At 44.4% G+C, this 24,263-nt stretch carries 21 protein-coding genes; 3 read left to right on the top strand and 18 right to left on the bottom strand.

Annotated features, from left to right (window positions below; translation table 11 throughout):
* Positions 1-120 precede the first annotated feature (120 nt).
* Genes BLHYD_RS06630 through BLHYD_RS06610 form a run of 5 tightly spaced genes read right to left on the bottom strand, consistent with a single transcriptional unit; the run spans position 121 to position 6,947 of the window.
* On the bottom strand, positions 121-627 hold the full coding sequence (locus tag BLHYD_RS06630; protein WP_005946486.1) for a DNA-deoxyinosine glycosylase: 507 nt from the start codon (positions 625-627) through the stop codon (positions 121-123).
* Complete coding sequence (locus BLHYD_RS06625) at positions 628-2,781, bottom strand: RNA degradosome polyphosphate kinase (RefSeq protein WP_005946484.1); 2,154 nt, start codon at positions 2,779-2,781, stop codon at positions 628-630.
* 15 nt (positions 2,782-2,796) lie between these two features.
* Complete coding sequence (locus tag BLHYD_RS06620; protein WP_005946482.1) at positions 2,797-4,332, bottom strand: Ppx/GppA phosphatase family protein; 1,536 nt, start codon at positions 4,330-4,332, stop codon at positions 2,797-2,799.
* 18 nt (positions 4,333-4,350) lie between these two features.
* Positions 4,351-5,649, bottom strand: a complete 1,299-nt coding sequence (locus BLHYD_RS06615; protein ID WP_005946480.1) for an ATP-binding protein — start codon at positions 5,647-5,649, stop codon at positions 4,351-4,353.
* Positions 5,646-6,947 (bottom strand): bifunctional folylpolyglutamate synthase/dihydrofolate synthase, encoded by a 1,302-nt coding sequence (locus tag BLHYD_RS06610; RefSeq protein ID WP_005946478.1) that lies wholly within the window; start codon positions 6,945-6,947, stop codon positions 5,646-5,648. Before BLHYD_RS06610 ends, BLHYD_RS06615 begins: the two co-directional genes overlap by 4 nt.
* 238 nt (positions 6,948-7,185) lie before the next feature.
* Between BLHYD_RS06610 and BLHYD_RS06605 the strand changes: the two genes are divergently transcribed.
* From BLHYD_RS06605 to BLHYD_RS06595, 3 genes are all read left to right on the top strand, one after another.
* The gene (locus BLHYD_RS06605) at positions 7,186-7,587 is read left to right on the top strand and encodes a putative ABC transporter permease (protein ID WP_005946477.1); all 402 of its coding nucleotides are present in this window, start codon (positions 7,186-7,188) and stop codon (positions 7,585-7,587) included.
* Between the two features lie 192 nt (positions 7,588-7,779).
* The gene (pyrB, locus tag BLHYD_RS06600; RefSeq protein WP_040350311.1) at positions 7,780-8,700 is read left to right on the top strand and encodes an aspartate carbamoyltransferase; all 921 of its coding nucleotides are present in this window, start codon (positions 7,780-7,782) and stop codon (positions 8,698-8,700) included.
* Positions 8,694-9,131 (top strand): aspartate carbamoyltransferase regulatory subunit, encoded by a 438-nt coding sequence (locus BLHYD_RS06595; RefSeq protein WP_005946473.1) that lies wholly within the window; start codon positions 8,694-8,696, stop codon positions 9,129-9,131. Before pyrB ends, BLHYD_RS06595 begins: the two co-directional genes overlap by 7 nt.
* A gap of 87 nt (positions 9,132-9,218) precedes the next feature.
* Here the strand turns inward: BLHYD_RS06595 and BLHYD_RS06590 are convergent, their stop codons facing one another.
* The 13 genes from BLHYD_RS06590 to BLHYD_RS06530 all read right to left on the bottom strand — a co-directional run bounded on the left by BLHYD_RS06590 (position 9,219) and on the right by BLHYD_RS06530 (position 24,239).
* Positions 9,219-9,989, bottom strand: a complete 771-nt coding sequence (locus BLHYD_RS06590; RefSeq protein WP_005946471.1) for a type III pantothenate kinase — start codon at positions 9,987-9,989, stop codon at positions 9,219-9,221.
* A 1-nt stretch (position 9,990) separates the two neighbouring features.
* Entirely contained in the window at positions 9,991-10,659 is a 669-nt protein-coding gene (locus BLHYD_RS06585; RefSeq protein WP_005946469.1) for an ECF transporter S component, read from the bottom strand.
* A 144-nt stretch (positions 10,660-10,803) separates the two neighbouring features.
* On the bottom strand, positions 10,804-11,997 hold the full coding sequence (gene coaBC, locus BLHYD_RS06580; protein ID WP_005946467.1) for a bifunctional phosphopantothenoylcysteine decarboxylase/phosphopantothenate--cysteine ligase CoaBC: 1,194 nt from the start codon (positions 11,995-11,997) through the stop codon (positions 10,804-10,806).
* A gap of 136 nt (positions 11,998-12,133) precedes the next feature.
* Positions 12,134-13,117 carry a hypothetical protein gene (locus tag BLHYD_RS06575; RefSeq protein WP_005946465.1) on the bottom strand — a complete coding sequence of 328 codons (984 nt, stop codon included), beginning with the start codon at positions 13,115-13,117 and terminating at the stop codon, positions 12,134-12,136.
* A 40-nt stretch (positions 13,118-13,157) separates the two neighbouring features.
* Positions 13,158-13,838 carry a TM7S3/TM198-like domain-containing protein gene (locus tag BLHYD_RS06570; RefSeq protein WP_005946463.1) on the bottom strand — a complete coding sequence of 227 codons (681 nt, stop codon included), beginning with the start codon at positions 13,836-13,838 and terminating at the stop codon, positions 13,158-13,160.
* Between the two features lie 219 nt (positions 13,839-14,057).
* Complete coding sequence (locus tag BLHYD_RS06565) at positions 14,058-15,239, bottom strand: transglutaminase domain-containing protein (RefSeq protein ID WP_242648374.1); 1,182 nt, start codon at positions 15,237-15,239, stop codon at positions 14,058-14,060.
* A 169-nt stretch (positions 15,240-15,408) separates the two neighbouring features.
* Positions 15,409-16,371 carry a beta-ketoacyl-ACP synthase III gene (locus BLHYD_RS06560; RefSeq protein WP_005946460.1) on the bottom strand — a complete coding sequence of 321 codons (963 nt, stop codon included), beginning with the start codon at positions 16,369-16,371 and terminating at the stop codon, positions 15,409-15,411.
* Between the two features lie 130 nt (positions 16,372-16,501).
* Entirely contained in the window at positions 16,502-18,292 is a 1,791-nt protein-coding gene (locus BLHYD_RS06555; RefSeq protein WP_005946458.1) for a C40 family peptidase, read from the bottom strand.
* Between the two features lie 330 nt (positions 18,293-18,622).
* Positions 18,623-19,837, bottom strand: a complete 1,215-nt coding sequence (locus BLHYD_RS06550; RefSeq protein WP_005946456.1) for an LL-diaminopimelate aminotransferase — start codon at positions 19,835-19,837, stop codon at positions 18,623-18,625.
* 281 nt (positions 19,838-20,118) lie between these two features.
* Positions 20,119-21,735, bottom strand: coding sequence for a CTP synthase (locus BLHYD_RS06545; protein ID WP_005946454.1), 1,617 nt, complete (start codon positions 21,733-21,735; stop codon positions 20,119-20,121).
* Between the two features lie 204 nt (positions 21,736-21,939).
* Complete coding sequence (locus BLHYD_RS06540; protein ID WP_005946452.1) at positions 21,940-22,137, bottom strand: FeoB-associated Cys-rich membrane protein; 198 nt, start codon at positions 22,135-22,137, stop codon at positions 21,940-21,942.
* 2 nt (positions 22,138-22,139) lie between these two features.
* The gene (locus BLHYD_RS06535; protein WP_005946450.1) at positions 22,140-22,817 is read right to left on the bottom strand and encodes a YoaK family protein; all 678 of its coding nucleotides are present in this window, start codon (positions 22,815-22,817) and stop codon (positions 22,140-22,142) included.
* A 21-nt stretch (positions 22,818-22,838) separates the two neighbouring features.
* Entirely contained in the window at positions 22,839-24,239 is a 1,401-nt protein-coding gene (locus BLHYD_RS06530) for a hypothetical protein (RefSeq protein WP_005946449.1), read from the bottom strand.
* Positions 24,240-24,263 lie beyond the last annotated feature (24 nt).

The following is a 24,263-nucleotide window of genomic DNA, read 5'->3' as shown; positions in this document are numbered from 1 at the left end:
TTCGCTCTTTTCAATCGTTTACTTGAAAATCTTTTGCTGCAAAAGCAACACTTCTGCCATAACAGCTCCGATTAGCTGCTGCGCAGCTTATATCGCCGCATATTCGACTGAATAGTTACGTTACAAAAAAGGAAAAATTTCTCTGCCCCACTCCTCGGTCAGTTGTTCCAAACGCCAAACCGCGTTTGCTGGACTTGTGGAAGGCAGACAAACTGCCTCCACCCCCGTGGCTTTCTGGCAATACTTTTTATAAAGACGATAGGCAGTTGTTCCATTGGTAAAGATTTTCTCCACCTCAGAGTCCCTTAAAATTCTGTCGATATCGGCTGGAACCACATTCCGTATACTGCTGTCACTGGAACCTTTAATCTGACAGCTTTGCACTACATCCCAGATGGCAATATGGTGATTCAACAACAATTCTTTCTTATCAGAAATTGTCTGGGGCAGCCTCTCCTTAGTCAGCGCAGCCATCACTTTCCAAAATCGATTTTGAGGATGGTGATAATAAAACTGCCCTTCTCTGGATTTCACAGAGGGAAAAGTACCTAAAATCAGCACCTTCGATTTTTCATTGTAGATTGGCTCAAATTCATGATATACCTGCTGAAAACTGTTTTTGCACATCTAAACTTCCTCTTCCCCCATCTGAGCAGGTTCTGCTGGGATAAAAATTTTGAGCCTATCTTTTTTTCCAGGGTCTTTCGCCTGTTCCTGTGCCTCTGTGCAGAATTCCTGCTGCGAATTTATCAGCACCTTTCCTCTCCGGTCAGGCTTTATATAAGTGCCGTCTGGCTGCAGTATATGGGCTTTTCGGTTGTCAGCGAGCTCCACATCCAGGATATGAATGACTTCTCTTTTGATCTTTTCATCTTCCACAGGAAACACAATCTCAACTCTTCGGTCTAAGTTCCTAGGCATCCAATCCGCACTTCCCATGAAAACTTCTTCCGCCCCATTGTTATAAAAATAGAAAATTCTGCTGTGCTCCAAAAAATCGCCTACAATGGACCTCACTGTGATATTCTCACTCACACCTGGAATTCCCACTTTTAGACAACAGATTCCACGAATGATCAATTCAATTTTTACCCCACAGGCAGAGGCATGATAGAGAGCCTCCATAATCTTAGGGTCACACAGAGAGTTCATCTTCGCCATAATCCTGGCTTCTTTCCCCTCTTTCGCATGGTTTGCCTCCAACTCTATCATTTTCAAAAATCGGTCTTTCATCCACAGAGGAGCTACGATCAGCTTATTCCAGTATTTCGGTTCGGAATAGCCGGACAGCATGTTAAAGACTGCCGTAGCGTCCTCCCCGATTCTGGCATCGCAGGTAAAAATTCCGCAGTCCGTATATAGTTTTGCTGTGGAATCATTATAGTTTCCAGTTCCCAGGTGGACGTAACGACGAATGCCGTTTTCCTCCCGACGCACCACCAGAGTAATTTTACTGTGAGTTTTCAGACCGACCAATCCATAAATCACATGGCAGCCGGCTTTTTCCAGTTTTTTAGCCCAAACGATGTTATTTTCCTCATCAAACCGCGCTTTCAGCTCAACCAACACGGAGACCTGCTTTCCATTTTCCGCCGCCTGAGCCAGAGCCGCCACGATGGGTGAATGACCACTGACCCTGTAAAGGGTCTGCTTAATTGCCAACACACTGGGGTCTTTCGCCGCCTGCTGAACGAATTTTACAACGGGGTCAAAACTCATGTACGGATGATGGACAAACACATCCCCTTCTCTGATACGGTCAAAGATACTCTCATAGCCTCGAAATGCAGCCACAGGAGCAGGCGTATACCCTGACGCCTTGTAATCTTCAAAACCGTCCAATCCATACAGCTTCATCAACACTGTCAAGTCTAATGGGCCAGGAATTGTGAAGATGTCCTCTTCTTTGATCTCGAACTCTGACTTCAAGATTTTCAGCAGCCGGCTGTCCATCTTTTCCTCCACTTCCAGCCGGATTACCTCTCCCCATTGACGTTTTTTCAGCTGCTTTTGAATCTCCACCAGAAGATCTTCCGCCTCGTCCTCATCAATACTCAAATCCGCGTTTCTCATAATTCGATAAGGGTGGGCACAGACCACATCATTGTTCAAAAATAGTTTTCCGATGTTGCGCTCGATCAGTTCTTCCAGAAAAATAACACTCTGTTTGTCATTTTTTCCGCCTGGAATTAGAACCACTCTAGGAAGCACGGAAGGCACCTGAACGGTGGCAAATTCTAAAATCTTTTCCTCTTTTTTCCTGTCCTTTTTCGCAATCAGAGCACCAATATTCAATGTCTTATTCCGAATCAACGGAAATGGTCTGGAGGAATCCATCGCCATAGGTGTGAGTACCGGATAGACGTTTTCTTCAAAATACTGATCCACATATTCTTTCTGCGCGTCCGTCAGCATTTCGTGTTCTTCAATCACATGAAGCCCTGCCTTCTTCAGTGTAGGAAGCAAAGACCGATTATAAGTACTATACTGAACCTGTACCAACTCATGTGTCTTCTCGCTGATACTTCTCAGTTGTTCTCTGGGAGTCAGCCCCGAAATGTCCGCTTTCGTGTACTTTGCATGAACCTGATCTTTCAAAGAAGCCACACGAACCATATAGAACTCATCCAAATTTGACGAGGTGATACTCAAAAACTTCAATCGTTCAAACAGAGGCAAAGTCTTATCCCTAGCTTCGCTGAGCACCCTCTCATTAAATTTAATCCAGCTCAGTTCCCGGTTCACGTAGTATTCCGGTTTCTCATAACTTTTCACGTCCATCTGAATGCTCCTCCCTTACATTTTTCTTTTGCGTTTCATCACTGGACGAATTCCAAATATCATCTCAAAGAAATCCAGCTTGTCCTTCAAAAGCCCCAGTTCCAAACTGAAATCTTTGTTGGAGTCCACAATCAACTGTAACTCGTTCTCTTTGATTACCGCCTTGATCGTCTTCACTTTTTGATAGTGGCTGCGGTCCATCGCGTTTGCCAGTCTCAAGATTGCCACCAACTTTGCCACCAACAGATAACTCTGCCTGTCCAGACCTTCCAAACGGTTAATCTCCTCAAAACTCGCAAACTCTTCCTGATTATAGAGTACCGTGTTCGCAATAATTTTTTGTTCCCGCTGTGACAGTCCGATAATCTCTGTAGACATGACAATGTGATAGGAGCACTCCGCTACATTCGTCATACTGATATATTTTCCACAGTCATGAAGAAGCACTGCGATCTGTAAAAGAAGTCTCTCTCTTGGTCCCAGTCCATGCACCCTTTTCAACCCGTCAAATACCGCCAGAGCTACACTTGTGGTACCCTGAATATGACTTTTCCCGCTGGAATAACGCTTTCCAATATTTCTGGCTGATACCAATATGTCATTTTCAAAATTGTGCTTTGACTTAATGATTTTGTGTTTCTCACCGTAATCATAGGCAATTCCATCTGCCAAACTGATGCCTGGCGCCCACAGCGCTTCGGCTCCCAAAATATCAATAATATTTTTATAGATGACGACCATGGGCACCACAAGAGTTGCGTACTCTGACGGTATATTCATCTCCATCGCCAGAGAATCAGCAGTCTTATGGACAATCTGTTCATAGCGGCGATTGAATTCTTCTTTCGTAATAATCCGGTCTGCCAGCTCTTCCCGAAAAATAATATCCTGCAAAAAGTCTCCCAGAAGAATCACATTTTGAATATTTCGTTCTTTCAAATACAGTCTTTGGAATACCAACAGCTCATTTCGGATAAATTCCTCTACCAGACGGTCATAATGTGTGGTCTCTTTTTCCAATTCCCGAAGCCTTTCGCGAATCCGCAGACTACCTATCCTAAGATTCTGCGTTGTCACTAAAGTATCTTTGTCAAAGAGTGATACCTGGGTATTTCCACCACCTACATCCACAATCGCGGTGCCTTTTTGGATAATCTTCTTAAAACCTGCCTCAATGGCAGCAATAGATTTGTATCCCAAAAAGTGCTGCTCTGAACCGCTCAATATTTCAATCTGTATTCCCGTTCTCCGGTACACCTGTTCCAGAATGATGTTGGGGTTTTCCACCGCACGAAATGCACTAGTCGCACAGGCACGGTATTCCTCCACTTGATATTCCTTCATAATCTCTCGAAATCCATCAATTACCCTACACAGCTCCTGGATTGTCCGGTTTTCGATTTTCCCCTGACTGTAGGCATATTTCCCTAAATCCAACCGATAGCGGACATGATTGATTTCCCGAAGTCCGTACTTTTTGGACATCTCAAAAATCTTCATGCTCACTTCATAAGATCCAAGGTCTATGGCTGCAAAAGTTCGAATGGCCATTCGTCGCATCTCTCCTCTCTATTTTTGCTGTCCCAGTAGATAGTCTATAAACTGCTGTGCAGTCCGTCCTGTCAGTCCTCCATGCTGTAGCTCCCACCTGTTTGCCTCCAAAAGCAAGTCTTCTTCCGGCATTTCAATTTTATAGCGCGAAGCCAAAACTTTTACAATGTTTTGAAACTCTTTCTTGTCCGGAGCTCCAAAGTAAATGGTCACACCAAACCGATACACCAAAGAAAGTTTTTCCTGGACAGTATCTGAGGAATGCAAATCTTCTTCATCCATTCTTTCTAGTTTATCTCCCACACGTTCCCGAACGAGATGACGGCGGTTTGAGGTAGCATAAATCAAAATATTTTCTGGTTTTTTTTCTAATCCACCTTCGATCACCGCTTTCAGATATTTATACTCAACTTCAAACTCTTCAAAAGACAAATCATCCATATAGATGATAAACTTGTAGTTACGATTTTTGATCTGTGAAATGATTTCGTTTAAATCCTTAAATTGATGCTTGTACACCTCAATGATTCGTAATCCCTGATCATAGTACTGATTCAGAATTCCTTTGATGCTGGAAGACTTCCCAGTCCCTGCATCTCCGAACAGCAGACAGTTATTCGCTTTCCTGCCCTGAACGAAAGCCTCCGTATTGTCGATCAGCTTTTTCTTGGCAATCTCATAACCCACCAAATCATCCAAATGGACATGCGCTATCTTTGTGATCGGTTCAATCACCGCTCTTCCATTCTCATCATGGCCTACCCGAAAGGCTTTGTGAAGTCCTAATTTTCCCACACCAAACTCCCGGTAAAAGGCCACCATGTCTTCCATAAACTCTCCGGCGCTTCGTGTGTTTCCCAATTTTCTGCTCAAGTCACAGATTCGGTCCCGAATTCTTTTATTAAACAGTTTGCTGTTCTCGTTGATATTTTCATAGCCGGACAAAAGCTGGCTATAGATTCCTCCAAATGTCTGGTCAAACACTGAAAAATTATAGTCGAACAACTCTTTAAAGATCTCGAAATCATGAAGCGCGATCTGATTGATAGTTCCTTCCACCGGGCCCACAATCTCGCTGGAGGTACTAAAGGCATTCTCATGGTTGACCAATAAAAAGGTAAGATAATTGTGCCAAAGATTTCCCGAAAAGCCGTAAGCTCCTGCCAACTCAATCAGCTGATTGACACAACTGAAAAATTCTTTTTTACAGAATCCCAATTCTTCTTTACTCTCTAAGTCCATCAGTTCTGTCATCTGTTCCAGGACTTCTCCATGTTCAAAATTTCTGTAAAGTATACATTCATTTACCCTTGTCATCTTTCTCCCTCATCATCTGTTCTCTCTCTTACAATCCGTGTGATCTCCCCCAGATACGACAAAGAACCAAAAGCGACAATCACATCCTGTGGACCTGCCACCTCATATGCTCTTTTGACTGCCTCTGTCAAATCTGAGACTGCCTCCACCCGGTCATGATATTTTCCTGCATCCTCTGCCAGCTCTCGTGCACTTAGAGCTCTCTGGGAATTCGGCGTCTGTACCGTAAAGATTCCCTTAGCGTAAGGCGCTGTAATCCGAAGCACTTCATCATAATCTTTGTCCCGAAACATTCCCACAATGTAGTAAATATTTTTATGGGAGAAATATTGGCAAATCGACTCTTCCAATCTACGGGCCGCATCCGGATTATGGGCGCCATCTACCACAAACAGAGGTGACTGACCTATGACAGTAAAGCGGCCTCCCCAACGGGTATTCGACAAACCTCTGGAAACCGCCTCTTTTGGAATCTCATATCCCATCTTTCGCAATTGTGTCACAGCTGTTAAAGCCAGCACTGCATTATCTATCTGGTAGACTCCTGCCAAAGAAACCTCATAATTTTCGCCTTCCCATTGAAAAGTCTGTCCAAAACAAGAGGTTTCCTTTACTTTCAATGTCTTAGTATCAACCCATATAAGTTCGGAATGTTTTTTTTGACATTCCTGCTCAATAACCTCTCTCGCCTCCGCCTTCTGACACGAGCAGACCGTCACACAACCTTCTTTGATTATCCCTGCTTTTACTGCTGCAATCTCAGACAACGTGTTTCCCAAAAAACTCATGTGGTCTAACCCGATGGGAGTCAACACGGCCATTCTCGTATTTCTCACCACATTGGTCGCGTCCGTGGCTCCTCCCATTCCGGTCTCTAATACGACAAAATCACATTTTTCTTCCCGGAAAAACAAAAAAGCCACGGCTGTCTCAATCTCAAAAGGCGTCGGATGTGGACGCCCCTGCGCTGCCATCTCTTCCGCGACGGCGGCGACTTTCGTCAGATGCCGGGCAAATGCCTCTTTGCTGATTTTCTTTTCTCCTATCGACATCCGCTCCCTGTAGGAATAGATCGTGGGAGAAATATATTTTCCCACTTTATAACCTGCCTCCTGCAATATCGTGGACAGATAGGCTATTGTAGAACCTTTTCCGTTGGTTCCTGCCACATGAATCACATTTAAATCTTCCTGAGGATTTCCCAGTTTTTGCGTCAATTCTTCAATGTTCTCTAAGCCCAACACCCGGCCGTAACACTCGACCTGATCAATGTAGGCTCTGCTCTGTTTATAGTTCATAAATGCCTCCAAATTGGTCTTCCTTTTACTTCAGTATATTATACGAGACTTTATTTTTCAAGGAGCAAGCAGGTAACAACAGCCTACAGAGTGTAAAATTTTTGTAATATCAAATAATTCCAAGTCAGAATAACCTCTTATCCATATAGTCCTGATTATGTATAGAAACCAAGTCTGTGGAAATACTTTGTACTGCATACTTTTTACTACATCACAGAAATCTACAAAGAGGTGCTCTATGAAAAATCAATTTTTACTTTGCGGCGGTATTGGATGGTGTCTGGAAATCTTATGGACCGGACTTCACAGCCTGCAAAAAGGAGAATCCACTTTATGCGGAACTTCCTCAATCTGGATGTTTCCCATTTATGGGCTTGCCTTCGTCATCGGTCCAATCTCCCAGCATCTAACCAGACTTCCATTTTTTTTAAGAGGGACTTTATACACAGCTGGAATTTATTTTATTGAGTACACCAGTGGTACTCTCCTTCGACATTTTCATGCCTGTCCTTGGGATTACAGCAATTCCCGTTGTCATTACAAAGGACTTATTCGGCTAGATTATGCTCCCCTTTGGTTCTGCACAGGGCTTTTCTACGAAAAGGTACTGAATATTGGAACAAACAGGGAATCTTTCTAAATCTTCTTTTTTCCTTGAAAAATAATCCCAAGTATTATATGATGGAGATCAGGGAACTGCCTTGCTTTTTAAGGCAAAAATATGTGACAGTCTAGCCATACAGCAGGGCAAACACATCAATGTACATTGTTTGATTTGCTCTGATCCATGGAAATGCTGTGACAAATCATACAATCCATCAGGAGGTAATACATGAGACATATAATGAGTCCCTTAGACTTGTCCGTCGAGGAACTAGATCAACTCCTTGACCTGGCAAATGATATTGAAAAAAGCCCTGAAAAATACGCACATGCCTGTGCAGGCAAAAAGCTAGCCACTTTATTTTATGAACCCAGTACCCGTACCCGTCTGAGTTTTGAAGCAGCAATGTTGAACTTAGGCGGCAGTGTTCTTGGTTTCTCCAGCGCTGATTCCAGCTCCGCTGCCAAAGGCGAAAGTGTCGCTGACACAATTCGCGTCACATCCTGTTACGCAGACATCTGCGCTATGCGTCATCCGAAAGAGGGAGCTCCTCTCGTCGCTTCGATGGCATCTTCTATTCCCGTTATCAATGCCGGAGACGGCGGTCATCAACATCCCACCCAGACTTTAACCGATCTGTTGACCATTCGTTCCCTCAAAGGACATCTGGGCAATCTGACCATCGGTCTGTGCGGAGATTTGAAGTTCGGCCGTACTGTTCACTCACTGATTCAAGCACTCGTTCGTTATCCGAACGTGAAATTCATCCTGATTTCCCCAGAAGAGCTTCGTCTGCCAGGTTACATCCGCGATGGTGTACTAAAAAAGCAGGATATCCCTTACGAGGAAGTGGAACGTTTAGAAGACGCTCTTCCGAATCTGGACCTGCTGTACATGACTCGCGTGCAAAAGGAACGCTTCTTCAACGAAGAAGACTATGTTCGCATGAAAGATTTCTACATATTGGACAAAGCCAAGATGGAGCTGGCCAAACCAGATATGTACATCCTTCACCCACTTCCTAGAGTCAATGAAATCGCAGTCGAGGTGGATGATGACCCCCGGGCCGCGTATTTTAAGCAGGCTCAGTACGGTGTCTATGTCCGCATGGCTCTGATTCTCATGTTATTGGAGGTGAAAGTATGTTAAACGTAGGTGCATTAAAAGAAGGTTATGTACTAGACCATATCAAAGCTGGAAAAAGTATGACAATCTATCACGATTTGAAATTAGATAAATTAGACTGCACGGTCGCAATTATCAAAAATGCCCGCAGCAATAAGATGGGAAAAAAAGACATCATCAAGGTAGAATGTCCCATCGACAAGCTGGATTTAGACATTCTGGGTTTTATCGACCACAATATCACCGTAAATATCATCAAGGATGAGAAAATTGTGGAGAAAAAAGAGCTGCGTCTACCGAAACAGGTTGTCAACGTAATCAAGTGCAAAAACCCCAGATGTATCACCTCCATCGAGCAGGGACTAGACCAGATCTTCGTTCTCTCTGACGAGGAGAACGAGACCTACCGCTGCAAATACTGTGAGGAAAAATACCGGGGCAGCCGCAGAAAATAAATTTTCTTTTACCACGCAAAAGGGCGGATCTGAATCAAAAACAGATCCGCCCTCTTTACATATGTCTGAACGCCTCATCTTCACCGGTTATGAGTTCCGGTTCTTGTCGTATATGATCTTCAGCCCCTTTAGGAGCAAATCATCATCTAAAATAATGTTCTGGCGGCAGTGCGGTACTATGTTTTTCGCAAGCCCTCCTGTCGCTACCACAGTCGCTTTCTCGCCTAGCTCTTCTTCAATCCGAGTGACCACTCCATCCAGACCTGCGGCGCTGCTGTAAATTACGCCGCTTTTCATACACTCGATTGTGTTCTTGCCAATGATGTGGCGTGGTGCCTCCAGGCTGATGCCATGCAACTGAGAAGCTCTGGCTGTCAGAGCATCCAGAGATACCCCCACACCCGGCAGAATCATACCACCGATATAGTTCTTCTTTCCATCTACCACGCAAACTGTCGTAGCCGTCCCCATATCAATTAAGATCAATGGAACCGGATACTCTGCAATGCCGGCCACAGCCGCCGCTACCAGATCACTTCCAAGCTGTGCTGGGTTGTCCATCAAAATATTCAGCCCGGTTTTTACCCCAGGACCCACAACGAGGATCTTTTTACGAAGAATCTTTTCCGCTGCGAGATTGATGATGCTGGTAATCTGCGGAACTACGGAACACACAATCCCGCCTTCGATATCTCTTCGATGAATTTTATAGATATCCAGCACATTTTTCAGATCAATAGCATATTCCAGCTCCGTTTTCGTTCTCACTGTGGCAAGGCGCTCAACAAAATAAGTTTTTTCATCGTCAATACACCCCACCACAATATTTGTATTTCCCACATCAATGACTAATATCATGTTACACTCCTAATTTTGCTCTCACATTTTTATTCAGTAATACTCTTCCAATCAGCACTGTGATGATACCTGCTACAATTGCTTCAGGCACCCCGTTGATACCGATGACTGAAAGAATAAATCCATACACAGCGCTGGCCGCCACCCCATTCGCAGAAGCGTATGCATCCCGAAAAAACACAAAGATCAAATTCATCACCAGCAAAGTATTGACCAACGCCCCGCTGATTCCCGCCAGTGCTAAACCTGCTGTGGATGCCTTTTCTTCTCTCTGCAATTTTTTCACTCCACGATACACATAAAAAGGAATCACACCTACTAGAATTCTAGGGACAAAACAGATAATCATACTCCCGACTCCACCGCTGTACTCACCCAGGGAATAAAATGGCGTGAAAACAAAAGAAGTCACTGTCGGATTTATCGTGTTATTGATAAAGCTGGTCAATCCAAATACAAATCCAAGCCCAGCCCCCTTTTTCGGCCCCAACAGCAGCGAACCGATAATCACCGGTATATGAATAATGGTTGCACGAGTAAATCCCAGCGGGATATACCCTAGAAATGGTGTAAAGGCCATCAGTACAATCAGTGCAGCGAAAAGTGCCACCTGTGCCATGCCCTTTGTCTTGGATACACGAGCGTATCCTGTTACTGTGTTGTTTTTCATTTTTTCCTCCTTGTTACTATTCTCACACAGAGATACAATACAATGAGTTTTCCAGTTTCTCTACCCTCAGTGGGAAAGGGTAGCGTTTATGTTATAGGAAATATCTTCTCACGCTAATGCGTGAAATGCTTTCTCCCAAAACATCTACACTGACATAGATAAAATCTTATCCAGGATATGATCGGCTGCCTCCTCCTTGCTCATAAGTTGGAGTGAGACTTCCTCATCCTTCGTAATCAATGTGACCACATTCGTGTCCCCGGAGAATCCTGCCCCTTCCACCTTGAGGTTATTCGCGACCACCATATCCAGGTTCTTTTTCTCCAATTTTTTCCGCGAATTGGCCACCATATTTTCTGTCTCCATGGAAAACCCACAGAGAAATTGTCCTTCTTTTTTATTCTCCCCCAGAAATTTCAAAATGTCATCTGTCTTCTCCATTTCCAAGCTCATCTGGGTATCTGATTTTTTAATTTTCTCTTCTTTTACCTCTCTCGGTCGATAGTCTGCCACAGCCGCCGCTTTGATAATAATGTCCTGCTCCCCGGCCAGAGCTGTCACAGCCTCGAACATTTCCCGGGCAGTCGTCACTTCTATCAAATCAACAAATCTCGGCTTTGGCAAGTTGGTTGGTCCTGTCACCAAAGTGACTTTTGCCCCTCTTTGCATACATACCTTGGCTATCGCATATCCCATCTTTCCAGTGGAATGATTCGTCACATAACGCACCGGGTCGATGGCCTCCTGAGTTGGACCTGCTGTCACTAGGATTTTCTTGCCGAGCAGATCTTTTTTTCTGGCAACTGCTCTGTAAATATATTCCAGAAGCACCTGAGGCTCTTCCATTTTTCCTGCTCCTTTAGCCCCGCATGCCAGATAGCCCACAGCCGGCTGCACAATCTCATAATGGTATTTTTCCAGAATTTTCAAATTATCCTGAACTACCGGATTCTCAAACATATTCGTATTCATCGCCGGCGCCAAAATCTTCGGACATTTACAGGCCATCACTGTGGTTGTTAGCATGTCGTCTGCAATCCCGTGAGCAAGTTTTCCGATCACATTCGCACTGGCCGGAGCAATCATCACTAAATCTGCCCTCGATGCAAGAGCTACATGCTCCACCTGAAATTCAAAATTCCGGTCAAAGGTATCCACCAGACACTTATTGCCGGTCAAAGACTCAAATGTGATGGGATTGATGAAATTCGTGGCATTTTGTGTCATCAACACATGCACCGTAGCGCGCTGTTTCTTTAACGCACTGGCCAGATAAGCAATTTTATAAGCGGCGATGCTTCCGCTCACTCCCAATAATATGGTTTTTCCTTCTAACATAGTAAGTTCTCCTTCTTGGGACAGTTCTCGTCACTGCTACTATCTTTTTCAAGACAGCCATCTTTATCCATTATAAAAAAACAAGCGCCGAAAAGCAACTACATTTTATAAACCTCCAAGGTATCAACATAACCGTTCAGCAGATATAAATTCCATCTCCACCCATATATTGTTCCCGGTCCAAAGTCTCCTGCCAACACAGTTGTTGAATACAATCTTCCAGACCATTCTCCCCGTCTCTGACACAACTCAAAAGTTTTCGTGATATCCCCACGCGCAAAACCCTGTTTTTCTCAGCCTCGCCTCCCGAAAACAGCGGTATCTCTGTCACGATTCCATCTTCATAGAATTTTTTATCTCTGCGATAATTCTGCCTTTCTCCTTCCTTGGAAAACAACTGGCACACACACTGGTAATAGGCTCTAAGATAGCTCTTCCTCTCAAAATCTACGGATACCTGTCTGCTTTTTTCCAGATAAGATTTTCCTGGAATCTGAACCGCCGCATTCAGATATCCTCCATCATAGTAAGTCATACAAACTGCTTGGATTTCCGGTTTGCCTCCGCTGATTGCCTGAAAGTCGCAGACTTCCCTGCATCCGATTTTCATCGCGTTTCGACTGTTTTGACTGCGCCCTTTGACAGACCAGACTCGATAGCCATTTTCAGTCAGTTTCGCGCCGATCATGTCATTCCGATTACTTCCCGGAGAGTTTAAATATCTCCCATCTGCCTGTCTGATTGCTGACAAATGTGTCAAATAGTCTGTCTGAAACAGCCGTCTAGCAATCATCTTTGTGAGAGCTGTCCCCAGATAATAATGTATCAGGCTTTTCTCTGAGGAATCCAAATGCGCGATTCTGCCTGATTTTTTCAGAGTGTCTTTCTGCACTTCTAGTGCCATCTCTAACAGATATATCCGGTATGCCAACTCATATCTGCGCTTTTGGCAGTCATCCCCTGGAAGTCTCTGCTGGGGAAGAGAGCTCATCACAATCTCATGGAGCAGTTCCAAATTAGAAAAACTCAGTTCTGTCAAATTTCTAGGTGACTCTTCCTCGCCTTCCCCCTGTCGAATATCCACATATAGCTTATAATCTCGTTTCTCGGTCAGCAACATTTTCTTTTCCTCTTCTCGTATTGTTTGATCTGTCCGTCTATCACCACTGTTCGATTCTCTCGTCCTGCTCCTTCCTTTTTCTTTGACGTCGTCCTAGCTCCTGGTCATCGTCCTCATCCTCATCATCCTTGTCATCACCACTGTGAAGATTTGTAAGTACCTGGAATATCAATCCCAACACCGCGATTCCAATCCCCAGAAATCTTCCAGAAAAAGTATCTCCTAGCTGTAACAGGGGAACTATTGCAGCCCCCGCTGCCAGTCCTCCCTGGATGGATGTGGTGACGATTACAATGGGCTTTACAAAGACCACACCCAAAGCGCCGATTCCCACACTGACCAAAAGGCAGATAAAGAAGACTACGGAACTGCGGGGATGAATGACATAGATACAAATTGCCAGACCAACACCTGCACACAGCAGGAAAATTCCCGCCTTATAAATGTAAAAAGCCAGCCCAGCTAGAATCAACGCAGCAACGCCGGCGATAATCACCGATACAATAGGATCCGCGTGCAAAAAACGGTAGCCTGCTAACAGACCTCCGATACCACCCACGGCCAATCCCACTACTGTCACCCACAGACGCAGAAGCTTATATCCTAAAAAACAATTGAGCAGACCTAACACTGCCACCACGATTAGAAAGCTCTTTCCAATCTGTTCTAGATGCTGCAGTAAATCTCCCAGTTTCAACATAATCTGCATCATATCTTCCATACTTTTTCCCCCTTTAGATCCTATCTGCTTTGCTTAATCGCCAAGAGTACTAGAACCTCAACCTACTTATCTATGACATAAATTTCAATTCTACTCGCAGGATTCTCCGCCTGCGGCGGGGGCACAAAGTGCCATCTTCCACTCCGCCGCAGTGCGATCCACGCGGAACGTTCATGTTATAAAAAAGGAGTTTTACGCATTAGCGTGACAATGTCTTTCCTATAACATAAAATAAATCGTGTTAAAATCCTCCAGGACTCCATAGTGATACTCTATCTGTTGCATACCGTAATAACTCATGTAATACTGAGCAATCTGCTCCACAGCTTTCCCTTCAATCAAGTCTGCAATTGCCTCCTCATAGGACTGCCTGGAACGAAATTTAAATTGAATCATGTCGCTCCCCTGGTCTATCTGCTGACACGCATATTGATAGATCGCCTCACTGTCGTACGCCTCAAAACAGCTACCATTTCTCACATAATAATTATACTCTGTGTCCACACAGTCCGGCAAACTAAATTCTGTGTGGATCTGTGCCATACTCTCGTATTCTTCTGGAAAGGGGCACAGATAATCATAGAGTACCATATCCTTTACAGTTTCTGCTTCCTCTGACTGAAGAAAATCCGGCTGATCTCCATTTGTCGCATCCAGATAATAATAGGTTCCATTGAGATTGGCAATATTCCACGCATGGCCGTCAGGAGATTCCTGGGTATCTCCCGTCACATACAGACATTCTACTCCCAGACGTTCCAAGAGATATTGCACTGCCCCGGCATAACCTGCACATACAGCCTGATGATCTCGAAACACCCCTGCAAGACTTTGATCGTCCTCAGAATATCCGTAATTCGTATTCAATATTACATATTCATATACTGCTTTCGCCTTTTCATAGTCCCCTGCGTTTTCCAGTAGGCCTCCCGCCACTGTCTGGTAAGCAGCTTCCATCTCACTCTCCACGGCAGGAATCTCGTCTTGTCCAATCTGATATCCTGGTTCAAATACTGTATAGGTGGAATAGACTGTTTTATAGGTAGTCTCCCGATTGTGAATCCAAAAAACTTCTGGGTGATCTCTGAGAATTGCGTGGTACGTCTTATCAATAGCTTCATTGTCAGCACTGCTGACATAAATCTGCTCCTGATACTGTTGGACACCCTCCAAGATTTCCCGGTAGATACGCTGCTCTTCCTCCGGCAGCTGCTGAAAAAAATATTCTGAACGTTCTCCATCACTTTGAGCAACCTCTTTTTTGCGAAGCTCTTTCACCTCTTTGGGTTCAAAAGAGCTAAGCTTTCTCTCTGCTTGATGATTTTCCTGACTACATCCTGCTACCAGTGCCGCCAAACTCAGCAAGAGAACCGCCCAAAATCGCTTTTTAGATATTCTCATATATTCTCCCTGTATCGTCCTATATTCTCTCCTATCATACCGGATTTCTGCGGAATTTGCAAACAGTGAAAACTTATAATAAATCTTTCTTTCCAAATTGGATAGGGAAAAGGCAGGCGTAATTTTCATCAATCACGCCTGCCTAAAATATTCTCAAAACTTCAGACAACTACCACTCTATCAAAGCCGCTCCCCAAGTCAATCCAGCACCAAAACCTGAGAGAACACATTTATCTCCTCTCTTAAGACGCCCTGACTTATGAAGCTCATCCACTAAAATCGGAATCGAAGCTGCCGACGTATTGCCATATTGATCTAAATTAATTGGAAATTTCTCCTCCGGCTGCCCCAGTCGTTTCGCTACAGACTGTATAATCCTTCTGTTTGCCTGATGAAGCAGATACCATTGGATATCATCCACCTCTGTACAATTTCGCTCCAAAAGCTGACGTATGCAGGCCGGAACTTTCTTCACCGCAAATTTGAATACCGCTTGTCCATCCATATAAATTGACTGGAATGGAGCACTTTCTGAGATCGGGGAGGCAAAAGTAGCCGCACTACAAGTAAGGACATGCCCCATACTTCCGTCTGTCTGCTGAAGAAAATCAATCACTCCAGTCTCCTGCTGTTCTACCACACAGGCACCCGCTCCATCTCCAAAAAGCACACAGGTACTTCGATCTTCCCAGTTAATTAAATGCGACAGAGTGTCCGTTCCCACCAACAAAGCTCTTCTGTAGATACCGCTTTTCAGATAGGCATGAGCGGTATTTAACACAAACAAAAAACCTGAGCACGCCGCACTCACATCCATAGCCACCGCATTGTCAAGCCGCAGAATTCCTTGTATCTGACAAGCCACACTTGGAAAATAGAATTCACTAGAGCTTGTCGCGACCAGAATCAGATCAATCTCTCCAGGAGAAACTTTCGCATCCTCCAACGCCTTTTGAGCCGCTTTTGCTCCCAAAGATACCGTGTTCTCATCAGGATTCACAAGTCTGCGCTCCCTGATTCCAGTTCTGCTGCTAATCCACTCATCACTGGTGTCAACCAATTTTGAGAGATCATCATTGGTTACAACAGCTTCTGGAAGAGCACTTCCTGTTCCTATAATTCTTGTAGTCATATTTATTCACCTTTATATTTATTACTTTGACTTTCAAAGTATATGTCGTTTTCGTCTATTTGTCAAGTCCCTGACCTAACAATAAAAATGTACCGCACTCCCTCTCCCTGAGGTTATGCGGTACCTTTCTTTAGTCTAGCACTTCCAATCCCTGGAACCCATCTCCAGCTTCCGTGTCGTCATCTTCTAAAATTGTCAAAGTCTTTTTCGGGCTAGAAGATTTCGAATCCTCTTCCTCAAGCGCCGCCAAAATAGAAGTATTTTGACTCTTCTCTTTTTCAATCTCGTCTAACTCTTCCTGAGTTGGATAGAAATCTGGCTGGCGAATATAGCGAAAGCTTGCGGAATATGCCTCGCCCACGGTAACTCCGTTTTTGCTCGAAGAACAATGTACGGCAATCCAGTCTCCGGCATCTGTCTGTCCACAGATAATACCGACATGATTATCGCTCCCAGCCTCTGGTCCTCTCTGAAATACAAGATCTCCCGGCTGTGCATCTTCCTCGCTGACCGTATTGGCCTTCAACCATTGGTCAGAGGTGCCATCACCAATTACTCCTTGCATTTCCTGATCCTGATACCCATTGATCACCGCCCAGGTCACAAAACCACTGCAATCCAGGCCATACGCGCGCAGGCTTCCCGTCGTTCTGCTGCCATCCGCATCCACTGTTGTGGCAACTCCCCAACTGGGGTCCATACCAATGGTCGTAGATTTACCTCCCCAGAAATAGCCTACTCTACCTACCAACGAATAAGCCGCCGTAATCACATTCACACGCTCTTCCGACACTTCCTCTCCGACGCTCTGACGCACAAACCCCTTTGCACCCGTCACAACGGCACACAGTAACTTACAATCTGTCTCTGTGTACTTTTTCAAAATCTCACGATCGTCTTTGGAAATCTTATTCTTCTTGATATAATAATTGATATGATAATTTCCATAACTCACTTTCGTTATGTTCTTCTTATCACGGACCACAGGATTCATCTGTGCAAAAATCTCTGCCAGCTCCTCCTTGGCGGTTTCGTCTAATGTAAAGGTATCCGTCCCTTCTTTAGACTGCTGGTATATGTAAACAGCCAATATATCCTGCCAATTTCTCACCAACAGGTTGTCTCGCGAACTGGTCAAGTGATCTTCTTCTGTGTCTGATACATCCACCAGTTTGTTCGCGTCCTTATACTCCTGTTCAATCTCCTCCATCACCTCTGCAAAATCATCGGAAAATGAGAGATTGTAATTTTCTTCTAGACTATCCAAATAAAAACCTTTTCCCGCATGAAGATTTGATATGGAAGAAGAACCAATCGTCACCTTTTGGCCTACCTGAACATTTGTATTTTCGCTGCTAAAACTGTCCCCTGAATTACTATCGCTATCGTTAAAACTATTTTCACCGTCAGAACCATCCTCAGGTTTCTCCGCCTCATTCTCCTTCAGCTCGTCCAAAAGCTCCCTGGCCTGTAGCAAAGTCACATAATTGTAAACCATCGCTTTCTCTTCATCTGAAAGATTCTCATAAGCTTCCTCTGCTTCGACAATAATTTCTTCACAGTCCAACGTAATATTGCTCGGGATAGAGTCAATCAAATCAATGACTTCCTGAGTTTCCTTTGAAATCTCATCGGGTTCCGGAGTCTCTGTTGGCTCTGGACTTGGAGTCGGGCTTGGGCTCGGAGTATCCGTTGGCGTCGGGTCCGGAGTTCCTGTCGGTTCTGGACTCGGCGTACCCGTTGGGTCTGGTGTCGGAGTCTCTGTCGGCTCCGGACTCGGTGTCTCTGTGACACTGCCTGCATCCTCTGAGTTAACAGTAAAACCTTCTTCTGCAGAAGCCATGATACTAACAGGACTCGCCAATACCATCGTGGAGATTAAGGTAATACATAAAATTTTCATCAGATATTTATTCTTCATCCTAAAAAACTACTCCCTTCATCTGCTGAACCTCACCTTTACTCCCCTGTATAAAGGTCTGTGTCATCACAAAATTGCATAATAAATACCAAGTATTATTCTAGCATAGAGTACCTTTAAAATCAATAAATTCATATATAATTCATAAAATTCACAAAACAATTTAGGCATATAGCGCATAGACATAAGCAAAGACTCCGACGCGTATGTGACGGACTGCCTTAGTGCGAAGCCCCGCTCGTGCGAGCATGGCAACCGTTAGCCGGGCTTATCGCACAAAAAGTATCGTCATCTGCGAATCTGAGCTTGCATGACCAAAACATTACAAATTTACATTCTTGCAATCCGCTCCAATGCTTTTTTTGTATTCTCATGAGTTCCAAACGCAGTAAGACGGAAATAGCCTTCTCCATGAGGGCCAAAACCACTCCCTGGAGTTCCCACCACATTCGCATTCTTAAGCAACTCATCAAAAAATTCCCAAGAAGACATTCTACCGGGTGTCTTTAACCATATATACGGAGCATTCACGCCGCCGTAGACTTGATATCCCGCTTGTTTTAAACCTTCTAAAATCATGCTTGCATTTTCCATGTAATAAGAAATCTGATTTTTTATCTGAGCCTTTCCCTCTTTTGTATAAACTGCCGCTCCTGCTTTCTGTACAATATAAGGCGCTCCATTGTATTTTGTTCCATGCCTTCTAGCCCAGAGATCATGCAGTGACACTCCGCCGCATTTCAGTTCCTTGGGGACCACTGTATAACCCAATCGAACCCCTGTAAAACCAGCATTTTTGGAAAAACTATGAAATTCTATTGCACAACTTTTTGCCCCTTCACACTCATATATAGAATGAGGAATCTCATCACTGGCAATATAAGCTTCGTAAGCCGCATCATATAAGATCACAGCTCCTACCTTCTGAGCATAATCTACCCATTCCTGAAGCTGTTCTTTTGTAATTACCGCGCCAGTAGGATTATTGGGATAACATAGATAGATCATATCCGGCACCTCTTTAGGAAATTCCGGCACAAAGTCATTTTCTGCCATACAAGGCATATAGATCACACCTTCATATCCCTGTATCACAGCATCGTATTTCCCGGTTCTTCCCGCCATTACATTCGTATCCACGTACACCGGATAAACCGGGTCACATACTGCAATTTTATTGTCTGTGCTGAAGATCTCCTGAATATTTCCACAGTCGCATTTTGCTCCATCCGATACAAAAATCTCCTCCGCACTGATCTGGCAACCTCTACTTTGATAGTCATTTTTCGCAATTTCACTTCTCAAAAACTCATACCCCAAATCTGGCGCATACCCATGAAACGTATCCGCACTTGCCATCTCCTGCACGGCCTCTTGTAGGGCGTTCACCAGGACAGGAGCCAGCGGCTGAGTCACATCACCGATTCCCAAGCGAATCACCTCTTTATCCGGATTTTGTTCAGAAAACTCCTGCACCTTTTTTGCGATTGTAGAAAACAGATAATTCCCCTGAATTTTTAAATAGTTCTCATTGACTTTATACATGATCTTCCTCCTTACCAAAAAATAACAGGGCGCACTTACCTCAGACTTCCCTCAGTAAGAACACCCTCTCTTCTATAACTAGAGATTATAGCAACAGTTCTTTTTTTTGTCAATATTTTTCTCTGTTGCTTTACCCAATTAAAGAGTTCCTGCGTTACTGTTTAGGCTTCCAATACCCCACGAGGAGGTTTTGTACAAAAGCCCCGAGACTTACTTACGCCAAAGTGATGTTTACCGTTACGTTACTGCTGCTAATTCCGTTCAACGCAATTGGTCAAAATTCATTTCAGATTGCCTATGGCAATGGATCTCGACTTATTCAGGGCCGCCTCCACGAATCCTCGAAATAGAGGATGTGCACGATTCGGTCTGGATCTAAACTCCGGATGTGCCTGTGTCCCAATAAAAAACGGATGTTCTTTAAGCTCAATCATCTCCACAACACGCTTATCCGGTGACATCCCACACAAGCTCATACCCGCGTCTTCCACAGCTTCCCGGTATTCGTTGTTGAATTCATACCGATGTCTATGCCGTTCTTGCACGATTTCTCTTCCATAGATACGATATGCCTTTGACTGAGCATTCAGCGCACACGGATAGGCCCCCAGTCGAAGTGTTCCTCCCCTGTTTTCCACGTTCTCTTGATCCGGCATCAGACTAATCACTGGATATTCGGTTTTTGCATCAAATTCCACACTGTTAGCCCCTGTATAGCACAAAACATTTCTCGCAAATTCTACCACTGCCATCTGCATTCCGAGACAAATTCCCAGATACGGTACCTTGTATTCCCTGGCATACCGAATTGCCAGAATCATTCCTTCTATTCCTCTGTCTCCAAAACCACCCGGCACGATAATTCCATGAACTCTCTGAAATTTCTGCCTCAGATTTTTTTCTGTCATTCTCTCAGAATCCACCCATTCTATTTTTACCTTTGCCTGGTTTTCAATGCCTCCATGCTTTAACGCCTCCACAACACTTAAATACGCATCATGCAATTCAACATATTTTCCAACCAGCGCTACAGTAACTGTGTTTTTAGGGTGGCACAGACGTTCCACCATCTCGTTCCACTCCCTTAAATCCGGTTCCTGGCAGGGTAATTTAAGACAGTCACAGACAACCTGAGCTAAATTTTCTCTTTCCATGGCCAAAGGTGCCTCATATAAATACTCCACATCCAGATTTTGAATCACCCTTTTGGAGTCAATATTGCAAAATAAAGCAATCTTCTCGCGAATCCCATCTGTCAGAGGATATTCCGAGCGACACACCAAAATATCTGGCTGGATTCCCATTCTTTGCAGTTCCCGCACGCTAGCCTGTGTAGGTTTTGTCTTCATCTCTTGGGAAGCTCTCAGAAAAGGAATCAAAGTGACATGAACTAGAACAGCATTTTCCCTTCCCATCTCCTGCTGAAATTGACGTATAGCTTCTAAAAATGGCTGACTCTCAATGTCTCCCACAGTGCCTCCCACTTCGATGATGACAATGCGTTCCCCAGAATGATAAAAACGACTCTTGATCTCATTCGTGATATGTGGAATTACCTGAACAGTTCCTCCGCCAAAATCTCCACGCCGTTCTTTTTGTATAACGGACCAGTAGATTTTTCCTGTCGTCACATTGGAATGAACTCCTAAATTTTCGTCAACAAAACGCTCATAGTGTCCTAAATCCAAATCTGTCTCTGTTCCGTCCTCAGTAACAAACACCTCACCGTGCTGCACTGGATTCATCGTTCCAGGATCCACATTGATGTAAGGATCAAATTTTTGCATCGTAACCGCGTGGCCTCTTGCCTTAAGCAGCCTTCCCAATGAAGCCGCCGTGATCCCTTTTCCCAACCCGGAAACCACTCCACCTGTCACAAACACATATTTCGCAGCCATCCGATTCTCCTCCTGTCTTCCTTAAACTACCTACAGTATCTCCATAAATACTCGAAGAATTCTTATAAGGTTTAAAACAGCAAAACTGCCCATGGATAACATTTTTAGTGTAAAACACATCGGTATAATACACTCTTACCTGATAATAAAAACGTCAAAAACCCTTAAAGAGTTCTTGACGTCATTGTAAATCATTATTTAATCCTATCGTTTTATTTTGCTTCGTCTTTTCTTTTTGGAGGTGCCGCAACGTCCTAAACACCCGCAGCAGTCTCCCGTGCAACTGCCTCCACAGCCATACACACTCTTTCGTCTGATACTTCGAACTGCCAAAATACCACTTCCCAGCACAATCGCAGCAACTACTATCGTTCCTAAATTTTCTTCCAGAAACACCAACATCCTCAGTTATTCTCTCCTTCTTGAAAAAACATCACCAGAAACGCCAGTATCAAGAGCAGACAACTCACAAAAACCGCCTTCTCTCTCCACCAAAAAGCTCCCACCGTTCCAGCTGCCGCTCCTATCAAAAATACCAGATCTACCCCTAGATATCCAAGCCCTTTTTGGCGCATCTGAACATCCCCAGTCCGAAAATACCGATAAATCGCCTCTGTGCCACTGCGCAGATTTCCCGTACACATCGTAGTAGCACAGGTAATCTGGTGAATTTTTCGAAAAGTCTGCACTTGCAAAGAGCAGATAAAAGAAACCATCACATTGGCCAACATATTCATGGACTGCGGAAGGAAAGCAACCCCCGCCAGCAAAATCACTTCTATCAAAATCACTATCTGCCGCCAGTGAAACGCAGTGTTTCCCTGTGTTTTAAATCTCTGCTTAATCAACTCCGCTATAATCACCCCAACCGCGAACGCCGCAATGGGGATGACATACCGCGCTGCCCGGCTGTATTCTCCCTGAGCCAGATACACTCCCAGAAGAACAATGTTTCCTGTCTGGGCATTGGCAAAAACGCCCCCTCTGGTCAGATAAGTATAAGCATCCAAAATCCCTCCTGTTAATGCCAGCAGAATCCCCATCTCCATGGATTCCGATTTTTGCCAGGCCGTCTTGTTCATCTTTTTTACCTCATTTCTCTTCTATATGTAAAGGAACAAAATACCAATCGCTGCCAGCAGAAGACACATCGGCACGCAGTAAAACATAGATTTGAGAGGGTCAACCTTCTTGCCCAACAGACCGCCGACAATTCCAGCTACGGCAAACGTGGTCAAATCCGCCGGCGGCAGCCCCTGACCTGCACTAGCCAGATGCGCGCCTGCAACAGCCGAATGAATTTTACTGACCCCTGTATTTACCAGCGCCGGTCCAAAGAAAGAGAAGACCACATTCTGTGAAGTAGACTGTGAACCGGTCAGCATTCCCATGAGTACCATTGCCATCGCTCCCCCTATTTTCAGAAGGTTCGTATCCAGCCCCAGGGCAAATTCCTGAACTGCCTCGATCTGCCCGCCTGCATAGAAACTCCCTAGCATAAACGCTGCGCACAATTGAATCAATACCGTCACTTTGACATTCTTGACACCGGTGGAGAGAGTATCTTTCCAGTCACTGCGTACCTTTGGAAACAGAAAGGCAATTATTGTGACAAACAAAATAGAAAGAACAATTCCATTCGTCACACCGTTTAAAATAGTGATGTTTTTCAGGACATCCAGAATGGACAAATTCTCTGACACTTTGATGTATCCCAATATATCCGGAACAAAATCAAACTGAATCTGAGGAACACCGATAGTCCGAAAGAAAATCACCACCACTAAAACCATTAAAGGTACCAGTGTAATCCAGTTATTTTTCAAAATTTGCCCAGCCGTCTGTCCCTGATGCGAGGCAGCTGCGTCTGGGGACAATTTTGTCCCTTTCTTTACGAGAAACAATCCCACATACAGACAGATAAACAGGACGATCACCGCAATAGTCCCATAACCCACTCGAACCACTGCGTCGGGATTCGCCTCTACCAAGGAAGAAGAAAGCGCAAACCCTTGGGAAATCGGAGGCATAATAGAACCTGCACTGGCTCCCATGACGATAATTGCACAGATCTTTTCCCCAGATAGTTTCATATCGGCCAATACGCCGATGGTCAAGACTCCTATGATTGTAGAAGCTGCAATCGCATCGCCCAGCAAAGATCCGGACACCACGAGCGCCAGTACGATGCTAACAGTCAATGCTCTGGGCGAATTGTGGAATTTCGCCTTCAAAGCCCCCATGATCGTCTCCATAGTTCCCAATTTTACTTGTGTCTCAGCATAGATGCTTCCTACGATGGACAATGCAATTACCCAGGCAATCCGGTCAATTCCATCCACCCAAGCTCCTACCCACTCAACAACTGAGTACACGCCACCCATGAGAAGAGATAAAATCCCAGCCACAATCAGAGCTGCATGGATATTTCCTCCTATCTTGGGTATTTTCTTCCATAAAATAATCAACATCATCACGGCGACAGGAACTACTACTTTAATCATAAAAGTCTCCTCCTTAACTTTGTC

It is taken from the genome of Blautia hydrogenotrophica DSM 10507 (genome assembly GCF_034356035.1).
Classification (GTDB): Bacteria; Bacillota; Clostridia; order Lachnospirales; family Lachnospiraceae; genus Blautia_A; species Blautia_A hydrogenotrophica.
Note: the sequence above shows the minus strand (reverse complement) of the source record. Positions and strands in the feature narration are given on the sequence as shown.

Coding starts and splice junctions, on each gene's coding strand:
- coaBC (WP_005946467.1), bottom strand. CDS start 11,997: ATGTTAGAAGGAAAAACCATATTATTGGGAGTGAGCGGAAGCATCGCC.
- BLHYD_RS06625 (WP_005946484.1), bottom strand. CDS start 2,781: ATGGACGTGAAAAGTTATGAGAAACCGGAATACTACGTGAACCGGGAA.
- BLHYD_RS06565 (WP_242648374.1), bottom strand. CDS start 15,239: ATGAGAATATCTAAAAAGCGATTTTGGGCGGTTCTCTTGCTGAGTTTG.
- BLHYD_RS06560 (WP_005946460.1), bottom strand. CDS start 16,371: ATGACTACAAGAATTATAGGAACAGGAAGTGCTCTTCCAGAAGCTGTT.
- BLHYD_RS06630 (WP_005946486.1), bottom strand. CDS start 627: ATGTGCAAAAACAGTTTTCAGCAGGTATATCATGAATTTGAGCCAATC.
- BLHYD_RS06540 (WP_005946452.1), bottom strand. CDS start 22,137: ATGTTGGTGTTTCTGGAAGAAAATTTAGGAACGATAGTAGTTGCTGCG.
- pyrB (WP_040350311.1), top strand. CDS start 7,780: ATGAGACATATAATGAGTCCCTTAGACTTGTCCGTCGAGGAACTAGAT.
- BLHYD_RS06605 (WP_005946477.1), top strand. CDS start 7,186: ATGAAAAATCAATTTTTACTTTGCGGCGGTATTGGATGGTGTCTGGAA.
- BLHYD_RS06570 (WP_005946463.1), bottom strand. CDS start 13,838: ATGGAAGATATGATGCAGATTATGTTGAAACTGGGAGATTTACTGCAG.
- BLHYD_RS06550 (WP_005946456.1), bottom strand. CDS start 19,837: ATGTATAAAGTCAATGAGAACTATTTAAAAATTCAGGGGAATTATCTG.
- BLHYD_RS06535 (WP_005946450.1), bottom strand. CDS start 22,817: ATGAACAAGACGGCCTGGCAAAAATCGGAATCCATGGAGATGGGGATT.
- BLHYD_RS06545 (WP_005946454.1), bottom strand. CDS start 21,735: ATGGCTGCGAAATATGTGTTTGTGACAGGTGGAGTGGTTTCCGGGTTG.
- BLHYD_RS06590 (WP_005946471.1), bottom strand. CDS start 9,989: ATGATATTAGTCATTGATGTGGGAAATACAAATATTGTGGTGGGGTGT.
- BLHYD_RS06620 (WP_005946482.1), bottom strand. CDS start 4,332: ATGGCCATTCGAACTTTTGCAGCCATAGACCTTGGATCTTATGAAGTG.
- BLHYD_RS06585 (WP_005946469.1), bottom strand. CDS start 10,659: ATGAAAAACAACACAGTAACAGGATACGCTCGTGTATCCAAGACAAAG.
- BLHYD_RS06610 (WP_005946478.1), bottom strand. CDS start 6,947: ATGAACTATAAACAGAGCAGAGCCTACATTGATCAGGTCGAGTGTTAC.
- BLHYD_RS06595 (WP_005946473.1), top strand. CDS start 8,694: ATGTTAAACGTAGGTGCATTAAAAGAAGGTTATGTACTAGACCATATC.
- BLHYD_RS06615 (WP_005946480.1), bottom strand. CDS start 5,649: ATGACAAGGGTAAATGAATGTATACTTTACAGAAATTTTGAACATGGA.
- BLHYD_RS06530 (WP_005946449.1), bottom strand. CDS start 24,239: ATGATTAAAGTAGTAGTTCCTGTCGCCGTGATGATGTTGATTATTTTA.
- BLHYD_RS06555 (WP_005946458.1), bottom strand. CDS start 18,292: ATGAAGAATAAATATCTGATGAAAATTTTATGTATTACCTTAATCTCC.
- BLHYD_RS06575 (WP_005946465.1), bottom strand. CDS start 13,117: ATGTTGCTGACCGAGAAACGAGATTATAAGCTATATGTGGATATTCGA.